General features: G+C 67.3%; 14 protein-coding genes. 10 read left to right on the plus strand and 4 right to left on the minus strand.

Annotated elements, in window-relative coordinates:
* Nucleotides 1-37: 37 nt before the first annotated feature.
* On the minus strand, nucleotides 38-790 hold the full coding sequence (locus U9977_RS00930; protein ID WP_322747209.1) for a M23 family metallopeptidase: 753 nt from the start codon (nucleotides 788-790) through the stop codon (nucleotides 38-40).
* A gap of 491 nt (nucleotides 791-1,281) precedes the next feature.
* Entirely contained in the window at nucleotides 1,282-2,319 is a 1,038-nt protein-coding gene (locus U9977_RS00935) for an esterase/lipase family protein (protein ID WP_322747210.1), read from the minus strand.
* 431 nt (nucleotides 2,320-2,750) lie between these two features.
* Here U9977_RS00935 and U9977_RS00940 point away from each other — a divergent pair, with 431 nt between their 5' ends.
* From U9977_RS00940 to U9977_RS00960, 5 genes are all read left to right on the plus strand, one after another.
* Entirely contained in the window at nucleotides 2,751-3,167 is a 417-nt protein-coding gene (locus U9977_RS00940) for a cobalamin B12-binding domain-containing protein (RefSeq protein WP_322747211.1), read from the plus strand.
* A gap of 573 nt (nucleotides 3,168-3,740) precedes the next feature.
* Nucleotides 3,741-4,907, plus strand: coding sequence for an ADP-forming succinate--CoA ligase subunit beta (sucC, locus tag U9977_RS00945; RefSeq protein ID WP_322747212.1), 1,167 nt, complete (start codon nucleotides 3,741-3,743; stop codon nucleotides 4,905-4,907).
* Nucleotides 4,908-4,931: 24 nt separating this feature from the next.
* On the plus strand, nucleotides 4,932-5,807 hold the full coding sequence (gene sucD / locus U9977_RS00950; RefSeq protein WP_322747213.1) for a succinate--CoA ligase subunit alpha: 876 nt from the start codon (nucleotides 4,932-4,934) through the stop codon (nucleotides 5,805-5,807).
* Nucleotides 5,808-5,961: 154 nt separating this feature from the next.
* Nucleotides 5,962-6,645, plus strand: a complete 684-nt coding sequence (locus tag U9977_RS00955; RefSeq protein WP_322747214.1) for a hypothetical protein — start codon at nucleotides 5,962-5,964, stop codon at nucleotides 6,643-6,645.
* Nucleotides 6,646-6,748: 103 nt separating this feature from the next.
* Nucleotides 6,749-8,188 carry a DUF6350 family protein gene (locus tag U9977_RS00960; protein WP_322747215.1) on the plus strand — a complete coding sequence of 480 codons (1,440 nt, stop codon included), beginning with the start codon at nucleotides 6,749-6,751 and terminating at the stop codon, nucleotides 8,186-8,188.
* Here the strand turns inward: U9977_RS00960 and U9977_RS00965 are convergent.
* Nucleotides 8,095-8,517 (minus strand): DUF4190 domain-containing protein, encoded by a 423-nt coding sequence (locus tag U9977_RS00965; RefSeq protein ID WP_322747216.1) that lies wholly within the window; start codon nucleotides 8,515-8,517, stop codon nucleotides 8,095-8,097. The two genes, U9977_RS00960 and U9977_RS00965, sit on opposite strands and share 94 nt — an antisense overlap.
* 166 nt (nucleotides 8,518-8,683) lie before the next feature.
* On the opposite strand from U9977_RS00965, the gene U9977_RS00970 reads away from it, so the two are divergent.
* The 3 genes from U9977_RS00970 (at nucleotide 8,684) to purH (ending at nucleotide 11,555) form a co-directional block, all read left to right on the plus strand.
* On the plus strand, nucleotides 8,684-9,262 hold the full coding sequence (locus U9977_RS00970) for a helix-turn-helix transcriptional regulator (protein WP_322747217.1): 579 nt from the start codon (nucleotides 8,684-8,686) through the stop codon (nucleotides 9,260-9,262).
* A 104-nt stretch (nucleotides 9,263-9,366) separates the two neighbouring features.
* Entirely contained in the window at nucleotides 9,367-9,942 is a 576-nt protein-coding gene (gene purN, locus U9977_RS00975) for a phosphoribosylglycinamide formyltransferase (protein WP_322747218.1), read from the plus strand.
* Nucleotides 9,939-11,555 carry a bifunctional phosphoribosylaminoimidazolecarboxamide formyltransferase/IMP cyclohydrolase gene (gene purH, locus U9977_RS00980; RefSeq protein ID WP_322747219.1) on the plus strand — a complete coding sequence of 539 codons (1,617 nt, stop codon included), beginning with the start codon at nucleotides 9,939-9,941 and terminating at the stop codon, nucleotides 11,553-11,555. The genes purN and purH overlap by 4 nt, the downstream gene beginning before the upstream one ends.
* A 155-nt stretch (nucleotides 11,556-11,710) precedes the next feature.
* Here the strand turns inward: purH and U9977_RS00985 are convergent, their stop codons facing one another.
* Nucleotides 11,711-12,025 (minus strand): hypothetical protein, encoded by a 315-nt coding sequence (locus tag U9977_RS00985; RefSeq protein ID WP_322747220.1) that lies wholly within the window; start codon nucleotides 12,023-12,025, stop codon nucleotides 11,711-11,713.
* Nucleotides 12,026-12,400: 375 nt separating this feature from the next.
* Here U9977_RS00985 and U9977_RS00990 point away from each other — a divergent pair, with 375 nt between their 5' ends.
* Nucleotides 12,401-12,568, plus strand: coding sequence for a hypothetical protein (locus U9977_RS00990; RefSeq protein WP_322747221.1), 168 nt, complete (start codon nucleotides 12,401-12,403; stop codon nucleotides 12,566-12,568).
* Complete coding sequence (locus U9977_RS00995) at nucleotides 12,565-12,870, plus strand: DUF3017 domain-containing protein (RefSeq protein WP_322747222.1); 306 nt, start codon at nucleotides 12,565-12,567, stop codon at nucleotides 12,868-12,870. The genes U9977_RS00990 and U9977_RS00995 overlap by 4 nt, the downstream gene beginning before the upstream one ends.
* Nucleotides 12,871-13,005: the final 135 nt, after the last annotated feature.

Below are 13,005 nucleotides of genomic sequence, written 5' to 3' on the forward strand. Positions count from 1 at the left end.
GGCGGCGGCCATCATGGGCGTCGCTGGAATCTGTCGCTCAATAGGTCACGCCGTGTTCGGCGAGCCAGGCCAGCGGATCGATCTTGATGCCGTCCTGTCCATTGAGCCGGACCTCGAAGTGCAGGTGTGGGCCGGTGGAGTGGCCGGTTGAACCTTCCAGGCCGATCTGCTGGCCGGTGGTGACGACCTGGCCGACCCGAACGTCGATGCGTGACAGGTGGCCGTAGCAGGTTACGATCTTGTTCTCGTGCAGGATCTGTACGAAGTTGCCGTAGCCGGACTCCCATCCCGCATAGATGACCGTGCCACCATGGGCGGCGACAATCCGGGTGCCAAGGGCGGCGCCGAGATCAATTCCTGGGTGGCCGTTGGCGCCGCCGAACCGCTGGGTGAGGTAGGCCTCGATAGGGCGCACCCAACCCAGCGTCTCGTCCTGTTTGCGCGTGGTCTGCTCGGCGGCATTTCGCCGTTGCACGAGCAGGATGGACAACTGGGCCAGCGCCTCGTCGCGGTCGACTCGGTCCGTCTCCGCCCGGCGTTGCATGGCTGCGCCGTCGCTGTCAACCTGGCCTACGAGGGTCGGGTCGCTCAGGTCGTCGGTCCCGGTCGGGCCGGCGGCCGACCCCGCAGAAACCGTCCCGGCGATCCCGAGCTGGGCGACGGCTGGCGGTTCGGAGTGCGCGATGCCGGTTGTGTTGACCATGGCGATGCCCAGGGTGGACACGACGGCCGAGGCAACGCCGGTGCGGCGTAGCTGCGCCAGTGACGCCGCCCGCCGGCCGAGGCTCAACGGGATCCCACGCCTTGCAGGCGTGCCGTGGCCGCGGTGCCGTGCGGAGCCGTGGGCAGGGGGTTGCGACAACCCGGACTCACGCTCCTGTTGGTCGACAAGGCTCCTGCCGCGGCACCACGCGGCAGGAGGGGGGATCCCGCAAACCGATTACGACGCTACACCGGCCAAACCGGACTTTGCCGCCACCCCCGACCAGGCAGGCGTTGCAGTGGTAGGTGTAATGTGGGTCTTTTTCATCGCAGTCGTGGGCGTCGCAATTCGATCATGTCGGATGGGTTCTGGCCCCGATCCCTGATCCACGCCCCGGTTGCCGGGCGCTTTTAGAGCCTGTTTTGAATCTTCTGTCCGGGCGATCCACGCCCAGCCGGCCCCCGGCTGCGTTGTCGGCCAAACCGATACAACTCATCCGGTATCGGTTCGGCCTTCCGCCTTGCCGGGAACCAGCTGGACGCGACTCGCTGTCCGAACCCAAGATTCAAAACAGGCTCTTACAGCGCTTCGGTCCGTGCCGCCGCCTCGGGAAGATTCCTTTTTTGGCTGTCCTGGCCGGCGGTGGGATGTTCCGCGGCATCGTCGAGATGGGCCAGCATGGTCGCAATCTGATGGACGACGTCGAGGTTGAACGGGAGCGAATGATGGCCGACGCCGGGAAGGCGAACATTGCGGACGCTGAGGTCCGGATGGTGAAGAAGGGCTGACTCGGTTGGGCGGATCACTGTGTCCAGATCGCCGGAAAACGCCAGGAAACGCGTTTGGCAACCCGGAGCTGGTTCGGCCAGTTCCCGGATCACATCCGAATCGGGGCGTAGCTGACGCAGCAGGGTGTACGGCACCATCGGGGGGACCACCCGAGCAAGACGGGTGCCTTCGTGCGGAGTTCCCAGCGTCACGAGCGTGTGGACGCGTATGTCGCCGCCCAGTTTCTGGACGTAGTAGCGTGCAACGAGGCCGCCGAGTGAGTGGGCGACGATGTGTATGCGCCCACACCCGGTCTGTTCGCACATTGTTTCGACTATCGTGGCAAGCCGGCTGGCCGCTGTCGGTATGTCCGAGGTGAACAGAGGCAGGTTCACCGTTGCGACGTGTCCGAAGCCGCGTCGGCGCAGCGATCGGTGCAGCCGGGTGAAGATGGACCTGTTGTCGATCAGGCCGTGTACCAGCAGGATCGGCGTGCTCGCAGCCTCGATGTCGCCGACGAGAAGGCCGCGGCGCAGCGGTGAGAGCCCTTCGAGGGTGTAGCGGTCGGCGGGTTCACGCAGTTTTTCCGAGAGGACCCCGACCGGATAGAAGGCGACATGGGTTGCCAGCCAGGCGGCTTCCACGACCATCCCGCGAACCGTGGCGGGCACGTCGAGCAGCCCACGCGTCACTTTCGAGCCGTGGCGGGCCGTGGTTGTGCCGAAGGATCTGGCGATCCTGGCTACCGCGATGTCGGTCCGGCCCAGTTGACGTTTTCCGATTACCCGTCTCCCGTCCGTGCGTGGATAGCCGTCGGAAGAACCGGCCAACCGGAACAGTGTGATCATTGGTGGTTGGCGGATCGCGAAAAGATCTGCTGACCACACTCCTCGTGACCCCTCGTGCCGCCGGACGCATTGTGGATCACTAGGACGTCCACTGTGACCGAGAGTACAAACGGACGTGATGGCTGTCGACTGTTTCTCCGCCAGACGTGACCGGATGACCGGGCCGGCCCCGATCACCGTGCCGGCCCCGATCACCGGGTTGACCTCGCAGGCCGTGCTGCTCGTAGGCCGTGCTCGCGGTGCGGGTCCGGGCTCCTGGTGCGGGCCGTGGCGGTCAGACCGGCAACAGCGTGCTTGTCCGGGCGTGCGCCGCTAGGGTCTGTCTCCCGGATGTTGATGGGTGCATACGGCGATCCAGCCGGCGAGCCGGCCGGGCGTCGCTCTAAGCACTCTGTCACGGAAGTCGATGTCACGGATCGCAAGGAGGCGGCGTGAGCGGAAACGGTGAGCGGATCCGGGTAGTGGTTGCCAAGCCGGGTCTCGACGGCCATGATCGTGGTGCCAAGGTGATCGCGCGTGCGTTGCGGGATGCGGGTATGGAGGTCATCTACACCGGCTTGCATCAGACGCCCGAACAGATCGTGGAGACCGCCATTCAGGAGGACGCCGACTGCATTGGGCTCTCGGTGCTCTCAGGGGCACATATGACCCTGTTTGCGCGGCTGATGGAGCTGCTGCGGGAACGCGGCGCCACCGACATCGTGGTGACCGGTGGCGGAATCATCCCGGATGCGGACATTCCCGAGCTGAAGGCGCTCGGGGTCGCCGAGATATTCACGCCGGGGGCGACGACGGGTCAAATCGTCGACTGGATCCGTTCGCGAGTGGCAGCGGTTCACGCACTCTGACCGATCCGGATTGCGGCCGGGCTCTGGCCACCTTTCTGCGAGCCGGCCGTGTGTGCCGGCCGTGTGTGCCGGCCGGATGAGTCCCGGCCCCGGTCGGGATGGCGGAGCACGCGCCCGCCGTGCGCTCCCAGCTGTGATCTTCAGCGTGATCTGACTGGACGGAGGTGGCAGCGCCTTCGCCGTAGTATCGGGACCGGTGGCTTTGGGACCGGTGGCACCGGGCCCGTGTCCGGTCGGTGCATCCGCGGGTGGGGCCATCCGCGGGTGGGGCAGCGGCGGGTGGGGGCAGCGGCGGCGCCACGTCCGTTACCGGGATGGTCCGGGGCAAAATTTGCGATCGTCCCGATCGGGGACGCGCGTTCGGTGTGATCGCGGTGTCGGCTGCCACAAAGTGCGGCGCCCGACGGCCGGTGCGGGTGATGATGGTGCTGTCCCGGACATACGTGACTGTCCGTCGCGGCAGCCAGCGCGGCTGCCGCGACGGACACGTCAGTAGGCTTGGGACGGTTCTCGTCTCTGTGAACCTTCAACGTTCGATCCTGACCACCGATCTCGTATCCGACTGGACGGACTGTGGATCTCTTCGAATATCAGGCGAAGAAGTTGTTCGCCGATCACGGCGTCCCTGTGCCATCCGGCAAGGTCGCCACCACCCCCGACGAGGCGCGCGCCATCGCCACCGATCTTGGTGGGCGGGTCGTCGTCAAAGCGCAGGTCAAGGCCGGCGGCCGGGGTAAGGCCGGCGGAGTGAAGGTCGCTGACGGGCCGGCAGACGCCACCACCAAGGCCGCCGCCATCCTCGGGATGGACATCAAGGGTCATACTGTCCACTCGGTACTGGTGGAGCAGGCGAGCGACATCGCCGAGGAGTACTACGCCTCCTTCCTGCTCGACCGGGCGAATCGGACCTTCCTCGCCATGTGCTCCCGCGAGGGTGGGATGGAGATCGAGGAAGTTGCCGCGACCAAGCCTGACGCGCTTGCCCGCATCCCGATCGATCCGCTGACCGGGGTAGATGCGACCGTCGCCCGCCAGATCGCGGTCGCGGCGAAGCTGCCGCAGGCAGCCCTCGACGGCGCCACCGAACTCCTGGTGAAGCTGTGGGACGTCTTCGTCCGGTCCGACGCCACGCTGGTGGAGGTCAACCCGCTGATCCTGACCGCCGACGGCCGCGTGTTGGCCCTGGACGGCAAGGTCAGTCTGGACGAGAACGCGTCCTTCCGGCACCCGGACCACGCCGACTTCGTCGATGTCGCGGCGGTGGACCCCCTTGAGCAGCGGGCCAAGGAGAAGAACCTCAACTACGTCAAGCTGTCCGGCCAGGTCGGGATCATCGGTAACGGTGCCGGCCTGGTCATGTCCACCCTGGACGTCGTGACCTACGCCGGTGAGGAGTTCGGTGGCCAGCGGCCCGCCAACTTCCTCGACATCGGCGGCGGCGCGTCCGCGCAGGTGATGGCGGACGGTTTGTCGATCATTCTCTCCGACCCCGCGGTCAAGAGCGTTTTCGTGAACATCTTCGGTGGGATCACCGCCTGCGACGCGGTCGCGAACGGTATCGTGCAGGCCCTCGAGATCGTCGGCGACGTCACCACGCCGCTGGTCGTGAGGCTGGACGGCAACAACGCGGACGAGGGCCGGCGCATCCTCACCGAGGCGAACCTCGACGTGGTCAGGCCGGTGGACACCATGGACGGTGCGGCGAAGCTCGCCGCCCAGCTCGCCGCGGCTGCGGCCTGAGCGGACGGGAAGAGGCTTCCGACAATGGCAATCTGGCTGGACGAGACGTCCAAGATCCTGGTTCAGGGCATCACCGGCTCCGAAGGACGCAAGCACACCGCCCGGATGCTGCGGGCGGGGTCGTTGATCGTCGGTGGTACCAACCCCAAGAAGGCGGGCACCGAGGTCGAGGGTGTCCCGGTTTTCGCGACCGTGGCCGAGACGATCGAGAAGACCGGTGCGGACGTCTCCGTGGTCTACGTCCCGCCGGCGGGGACCAAGGCCGCCGTGATCGAGGCGATCGACGCGGGCATCCCGCTCGTCGTGGTCATCACCGAAGGCGTTCCGGTGCATGACACCACCGATTTCTGGGCGTACGCGCAGTCCAAGGGCAACACGACCCGGATCATCGGTCCGAACTGTCCGGGCATCATCAGTCCGGGCAAGTCGAACGCCGGCATCATCCCGGCGGACATCACCCCGCCTGGTCGCATCGGTCTGGTCAGCAAGAGCGGTACGTTGACCTACCAGATGATGTACGAGCTGCGGGACTTCGGCTTCTCCACCGCCGTCGGTATCGGTGGTGACCCCGTCATCGGCACCACCCACATCGACGCACTCGACGCGTTCCAGGCCGACGACGACACCGACGCGATCGTGATGATCGGTGAGATCGGTGGTGACGCCGAGGAACGCGCCGCCGCGTACATCGAGGCCCATATCACCAAGCCGGTCGTCGGGTACGTCGCGGGCTTCACCGCGCCGGAGGGCAAGACGATGGGGCACGCAGGGGCTATTGTGTCCGGATCGTCCGGTACGGCTCAGGCCAAGAAGGAAGCTCTGGAGAAGGCGGGCGTGCGGGTGGGCAAAACTCCTTCGGAGACTGCCCGTCTGATGGCTGACGTCATGCGTTCGTTCTGAAACCCCGTAACCGGGTGTGGTCTGTCGCGTCGGCGGCGGGCCACACCCGGTTATGTCGTTCGCGCTCTAAGAGTAGCGTTCTGGGGTGCAACGGCTAACGTGGTGGGGATAGGTCCATCAGGTCACCGTTGATCGCATGAAGTGGGGTCATTCCGTGCCACGTCTCGCCGGTCGTGACGTACCTAATAACGATCTTGGCGTTCTCATCGCCGGTGCCGTCCTGTTCGTCGCCTCGTTATTCGACTGGTTCTCGGTCGGCAGGTTCGGGGAGAACGCGTGGGGAGTGGGGTTCTTCGCCTACGGTGGCGTGGAGCTCGGGCTGCTCGTGACCGGTCTGGTAGTGGTGCGGACCTTCACCCGCGTTCAGCTGCCGGCTGTGGGTGCCGACTGGGTTCTGATCATCGCAGGGCTCGCGGGGCTTGGCACGATCATGATCATGCTCAAGATGCTGCTTGGTATTGAGAACCTCAACCGTGCCGCGGGGTTGTGGCTCGGGCTCATAGCGTCCATGGCGATCACGGTCTGCGCGGTTCTCAGCGTTCTCGCGAGCGGGTACACCCTGCCAGGGCAGGGCTCTCGCGGTCGCCCTCAGTTCCCCCCCGGCCCCGGCGCTCGGTACGACGCCTCGGGTCGTCCGATACCCGGTGGGTATGGCGAGCCTGGTGCCTATGGGCAACCGCCGCACAGTGGGTACGGGCAACAGAGCCCGTACGGCCAGCCTCCGCAGGGTGGTTATGCGCAGTCGCCGTACGGCCAGCCGCCGCAGGGCGAATCGCCATATGGTCAGCCACCGCAGGGCGATTTCGGACAGCCGCCCTACGGACAGCGGGACCAGTAGCGCCGGTCGTCAAGCGCCGGTTGCAGAGACTGTTTCAGATTCGCGGACGTTGTTGCGGCGTGTTGGGCGGCGGACTGCGTCGTTTGCGTGCGAGCGTCGAAAGATGGCCAATTCGTTCCCGCGCGGCCAATCCCGGTCGCCGGGTGTCCGTCTGCGTGCCGCGTCCCGTCGTGTCACCTCTCCGCGGACGGCACTGCTCCGGACCGGCATGCTCCGGACCGGCGCCAGCCGGGTCCTTACGGCGGTCCGAGCGGCTCGTGGCGATCTTGTGACGGCGGCCACGCCGCCGATCGCTGGCCTCGCCCTGACCGAGATCGTGGTCGTCCTGTTCTGGGTATCGGACCAGCGGCCGCGGGCAGGGAGCGGCGCGGCGTTGCGGGTGGCAGCCGACGTGTGGCTGATGGCCCATGGCACACGGCTTGCGACGCCCGACGGTGATCTTTTTCTGGTGCCGTTCGGCCTTGCCCTGCTGCCGATCGCGCTGACCGCGCTAGCTGGGCACAGACTTGTCCGAGGCCGGTCGCCATCCGGGGAGGTACCCCGGTGGCGCGATGTCCTGGCCGCCACCAGAGGCCGCGGTGCCCGGCTGGCGACGCCGCGTCGGTCGTCGGTCGGCCGGCCCGTGGCCATGGTGGTCGCGTTTTACGCGATCTTTGCCCTCTTGACCGCCCTCGCCGCGGATGACTCCGCCGCGCATCCGTCGATACCGTCGGCGCTCCTGGGCGCCCTTGCGATGAGTCTGACCGGTGCGTGGGCAGGTGCCCTTGTCGCCACCTGTGACCAGTGGCGCCCAGGCGTGACAGCGAGGGTTCCCGCGGTAGTGCGCACGACGCTCAGCGCGGCCGGCGCCGCCGTCGGTGTGATCATCGCGGCGGGTGCGATGATCACCGTCGGCGTCCTCGCCGTGAACATCCTGAAGATTGCTGGCAGTGCGCAGCGTCTGGCTCCTGGCCAGGTCGGAGGTACCGGCGTGCTCCTCATCCACGTGGCCCTGCTGCCCAATGTCGTCGTGTGGGCGGCCGCCTACGCGTTGGGACCCGGCTTCGCCACAGGCGTGCACGGGTTCGTCCGGCCCTTCGGAGTTCACCTCAGCGCCGTCCCGGAACTGCCCATGTTCGCCGGCTTGCCGACGACCGGGGCGTCCATCCCGGTCTGGCTCGCGTTCGCGCTGGCACCTGTCACCGCCGGCTGCATTGCCGCCCGGATGGTGCGACGGGACGGCGGAGCGCGCCCGCTACCGGTATGCCTGGCGCGGGTCAGCCTGGCATCGGTGCTGTGTGGGATCGCCATGGCGGGGCTCGCGGCGGCCTCCGGCGGGTCGCTCGGTACGGGCGAGCTGGCTTCGTTCGGCCCGCCGGGAATCCAGGTCGGTCTCGCCGCAACGGCCGAGGTGGGCCTGGCGGCGGTGCTTGCGACCTGCGCAGAGGCTGCTGTTCGTGGCCGGGTCTCTCACCGGCTGGAGCCGGACGAACCTCCGATCACGTCGTTGAAGCGTTGCCGGCAGACGGCCGGGTCCTGGTTCGGGTCCTTCCGACAGTCCTGATAACGGCGCAGGTCGTCGCCGTGTTGTTCGTAGAAGGTCCAGCTGCCGCCGACAAGCAGCAGCGCGATGAGGGCGGACAGCACGCCCAACGCCAATCCGGCTGTTGCGATGCCGCCGCCTACACCGTGCATCCGCCGTGCGCGGGAACGACCGAGAACGCCGAGGATCACAGCGGCGATTCCGGCCAGGCCGCCGATTCCGATCCAGCAGGTCGCGACGCCGAGCAGGCCGAAAGCCAGGGACAGCCGGCCAAGACTGTTGTGTGACCCACCCGAACGATCACCGTTGGTGTGCGGATCGTCGGCCGATTTCGAGGCGCCGCTGGTCACGGCGCCTGCCGCGGGTCTTCCGGCATCACCATGGCAGGTCCTCCCAGTCGCGACAACAGACATCATAAGGGGTTGCGGCGTGCACCCGGCCAAGGTCTGTGGCATCAGGAAATGTCCGACCTCTTCGCTATGGTACGAACATCAGTTCGACTACGGGGAGGTCGCCATGGCTGTCAGTGTCGCCGGGCTGCGGGCCGAATCGGGGCGCCTGCGGGCACTCGGCTGGTCCTATCGAGGCATCGCCCTGGAGTGGCAGCGTCGCTATCACCTCAATGCGCGGGTCGCCTTCCGGTTCGCACACGGCTGGACGCAGGAGGAGGCGGCCCGCCGGTGGAACGTGCGGTGGTCCGGAGAGGGCCCGCCGAAGACGGGAAAATCCTTTTCCTACTGGGAGGTCTGGCCTGGCCGTGGTGGGCGGGCACCGTCGACCCGGACGCTCACGCGGCTCGCCGAGCTGTACCTCTGCCGACCCGGTGACCTTCTTGACGGGGAGGACTTCGGCCGGCGCGACGCGGGTAGCGACGGCCTCTCGGGTCAGCCGGGTTGTGCGGCCGTTTCCATGGGCGTCAGCGGTGATCGCCACGACTGCGGGAGTCGTCGTGGGGGCGGGCCGGGTGTTGAGCACGAAGCCGACGCGGGCGGTTGCGTTGACCGGGCCGAGCCGGGCCCGGATGCGCCGGCGCCGGCGCCGGTCATTCCCGCACCCCGCGCGGGCGGCTGCGCAGCCGCCGAAGCCGTCCGGTGACCAGGCACTTGGTGGATGCGCGCAGGCCGGCCGACGTCAGTACAGTCAGAACGGTCATGCGTCCACCGGCGAGCCGCCGCCTACCCGTCGTACCGGAGAGTTCCGTGCCCGCACGACTGGTTGTTCTCGCCTCCGGGGTGGGTACCACCCTGCAGGCCGTGCTGGACGCATGTAAAGATCCATCTTTTGGTGCCGAAGTCGTTGCTGTGGGCACCGACCGGTACGGCACCGGAGCGCAGGAGCGGGCGGCCGCAGCTGGTGTTGCCTGGTTCGTCGTTCGCCTGGAGGACGCCGTGGACAGGGAGGCCTTCAACGCGGCCACCGCGAAGAAGATCGCCGTGTACGCTCCCGATCTGTTGGTACTCGCCGGCTACATGAAGATCCTGGACAGGCAGGTCATTGCGCGGTTTCGGACGGTGAACACCCATCCGTCTCTCTTGCCCGCGTTTCCGGGGGCGCACGCCGTAGCCGACGCGCTTGCGCACGGGGTGAAGGTCAGCGGAGTGACGGTGCACTGGGTTGACGAGGGCGTCGATACCGGGCCGATTCTTGCGCAGGCGGCGGTGGCGTTGGCGGAGTCCGATACGGAAGAAACTCTGCGTGCACGCATCCAGGCGGTGGAACGCGTTCTGTACGTGGAGACGATCGGCCGGATCGTCCGGTCGGAGGAGGGGACATGACGTCCGCACAGAGTCAGCAGACCTCCGCTGTCGGCGAGCTGGTCGCCACCGGCCGCCGTCCCATCCACCGTGCGCTGGTCAGCGTCTACGACAAGGCCGGCCTGCCGGAACTTGTGGCCGCGTTCACCGACGCCGGTGTGGAGGTCATCTCCACCGGGTCCACTGCGCAGGTGCTCGCCCGCCACGGTCTGGCCGTGACGCCGGTGAGCACTCTCACCGGTTTCCCCGAGGTGCTCGGCGGCCGGGTGAAGACCCTGCATCCACGGGTGCACGCCGGCCTGCTCGCGGATCTACGCAATGTGGAGCACGCCAAGGCGCTCGCGGAACTCGACATCGAGCCTTTCGACCTCGTCGTGTCGAACCTCTATCCCTTCCGGGAGACGGTCGCCGGCGGCGCGTCCGAGGACGAGGCGGTCGAACAGATCGACATCGGCGGACCGGCGATGATTCGGGCCGCGGCGAAGAACCATCCGTCCGTGGCCGTTGTCGTCTCGCCGGCGGACTACCCGGAGCTCATCGCCGCGATCCGGGCCGGTGGCTTCGAGCTCGATGCGCGGCGTCGCCTTGCCGCGCGCGCCTTCGCGCACACCGCCGCATATGACGTCGCGGTTGCGTCGTGGTTCGCCGGTGTCCTCGCGCCTGATGAGATCGCACGCGAGTCGGGCTGGCCGGAAACGGTCGCCGCGGTATGGCGACGGGAGGAGGTCCTGCGCTACGGCGAGAACCCCCACCAGCGGGCCGCGTTGTACGTGGCGGATGACGGCGCTTCCGGGCTCGCGGGCGCCCGCCAACTGCACGGCAAGCCAATGTCGTTCAATAATTATACTGATGCCGAGGCGGCCCGGCGCGCTGCGAGCGACTTCCACGAGCCATGCGTGGCCATTGTCAAGCACGCGAATCCCTGCGGCCTGGCGATCGGGGGTGATGTCGCCGAGGCTCATCGCAAGGCGCACGCATGTGATCCCGTGTCGGCCTTCGGCGGGGTCATCGCGACAAACCGACCGGTCAGCGTCGCCTTGGCTGAGCAGATCGCGGAGATATTCACCGAGGTCGTCGTGGCACCCGGCTATGCCGACGGCGCCGCGGAGATCCTGTCCGGTAAGCCCTCGATCCGCCTGCTGGAATGCCCGCTGTCGTCGGATCCGCACGGTGTTGAGATGCGTCAGATCTCCGGCGGGTTGCTGGTGCAGTCCCGTGACGTGCTGGACGCGGCTGGTGACGACCCTGCCGGTTGGACGCTGGAAGCGGGCGCGCCCGCCGACGAGGCAACCATAGATGATCTTGCATTTGCGTGGAAGGCTGTCCGTTCAGTCAAGTCGAACGCGATTCTGATAGCCCTGGGCGGCGCAACGATCGGCGTGGGAATGGGACAGGTGAATCGAGTGGATGCCGCGATGCTCGCGGTAGCCCGCGGCGGTGAGCGGGTGACGGGCGCCGTGGCTGCAAGCGATGCGTACTTCCCTTTCCCGGACGGGCTGCAGGTGCTCGTCGACGCCGGCATCCGCGCGGTTGTCGAACCGGGTGGATCCGTGCGTGACGAACAGGTGATAGCCACTGCGCGGGAAGCGGGGATTACGCTCTACTTCACCGGCGTCCGCCACTTCGCGCACTGACAGCAGTGTGCATCCTGACAGCATTTCGCCCGTCACCGGAAACGGCGCCCGAAACTGACGAAGCCCGACCACACCGCGGTAATCGGTTCGGGGTGCCTGTGTTCGTCGTTGGTGCCGTTCGGACCATCGGTGTCCGGCCGAACGGCACCAACGTTTCACGAGATGGAGGTGCCGGTGGACTCCACCGCCGCCACCGCTCCTCGTCGCGCGCTTGCTGTGGTGCCGTTTGATGACGCCGGGATGGAGCCTCCGGGTGCGTCGTCGTTGGGTACATAACGCTGCGCAACCCAGTCCAGCGCCTCCCGCCAGCTGGCGCCATACAGGACCGAGATCCTGTCTGCCGTCTGCCGCGCGAGAGCCTGGACGAACACCCGGTCATCGCTGTCGAGATGTCGGGCATCTCCGAAGGTCTCCCAAGCCCGGAACATCAGTTCCTGCAGTTTCTTGCTGTGTGGCGTTTCGTCTGCCACGACCCACTCCCTCCCACTCCGGGGACTCGCGGCGGAATTCTGCCCTAGTCGGGCACGACGCCTGCACTCGGGGGGTAGTTACGGTTGTGAATCCGGTGCGGCGATCGTGACGATGCGGCCGTCCCGTGCGATTTACGCGGTGCGGGCAGACCGCTTTCGGGCCTGACCGGCAACTCTTTCCAGGTGCATCGCACCAGGTCAGGCGGACAGCTTGGGTCTGTTGTGCGTTCTGTGGAAGATCGATTCAGGATGTGGTCCCGCGCGGCCGTGCATGGGTGGCGAACCGGCATGCCGCATGCGGGCTTCGTGTGGTCGTGTGGTGAGATGACCTACCTGTTCGACATATGATCGTCGGACGCCTCCAGGGGGAGGGACGTGCCCGAGCTGCTCGGAAGCAACTATGCGCTCGACACTTTGATCGTCTGGGGCGGTATGGGTTCGGACCTGCGCGGGGAACTCACGCGCAGGGGGACGTTCACCCCGGCCGACGCCTTGACGATGACCGCGGATGTCCTGCGCGGTGTCGCAGCGGCGCTGCCATGAACCTGCGGCACCGTCGGTCCGCGCCGCGATGGTGGTCGTGGCCGAGACGGGAGCCGGTCTTCGCCAGCGTGCTCGGTGTCGTCGGTGTCGCCCTCGTGGTCGTCGCCTCGAGCCACTGGCGGCGGGGCCTGGTCGGGCTCGGTGCGGCGCTGCTTGCCGGCGCACTGGCGCGGCTGTTGCTGCCGACCCGGCGGGTCGGGTTACTCGTGGCGCGAGGAAGGGTGTTCGATGTCACCACGCTCGCACTGCTCGGAATAACAATCATTGTCGTGACGCTTGCGGTGCCGGCCGGGGGCTCGTGAGCGACGGCCCGGCCCGGCCAGGCCCGCCGGGCAGCCTGCTCGGGCAGCCTGCTCGGGCATCCAGGAGAGCGTAGTGTCACATACGAGCTGAAGCCGACCCGTACGGATACCACCGCGGTGGGACGGCGGAATACG

Origin of the sequence: Protofrankia sp. Cas8, assembly GCF_963555845.1 — a bacterium.
GTDB lineage: Bacteria > Actinomycetota > Actinomycetes > Frankiales > Frankiaceae > Protofrankia.

What these genes read in the sequence shown, in the direction of transcription:
- U9977_RS00935 (WP_322747210.1), bottom strand. Translation starts at nt 2,319, where the DNA reads ATGATCACACTGTTCCGGTTGGCCGGTTCTTCCGACGGCTATCCACGC.
- sucD (WP_322747213.1), top strand. Translation starts at nt 4,932, where the DNA reads ATGGCAATCTGGCTGGACGAGACGTCCAAGATCCTGGTTCAGGGCATC.
- U9977_RS00960 (WP_322747215.1), top strand. Translation starts at nt 6,749, where the DNA reads ATGGCCAATTCGTTCCCGCGCGGCCAATCCCGGTCGCCGGGTGTCCGT.
- U9977_RS00970 (WP_322747217.1), top strand. Translation starts at nt 8,684, where the DNA reads ATGGCTGTCAGTGTCGCCGGGCTGCGGGCCGAATCGGGGCGCCTGCGG.
- purH (WP_322747219.1), top strand. Translation starts at nt 9,939, where the DNA reads ATGACGTCCGCACAGAGTCAGCAGACCTCCGCTGTCGGCGAGCTGGTC.
- U9977_RS00995 (WP_322747222.1), top strand. Translation starts at nt 12,565, where the DNA reads ATGAACCTGCGGCACCGTCGGTCCGCGCCGCGATGGTGGTCGTGGCCG.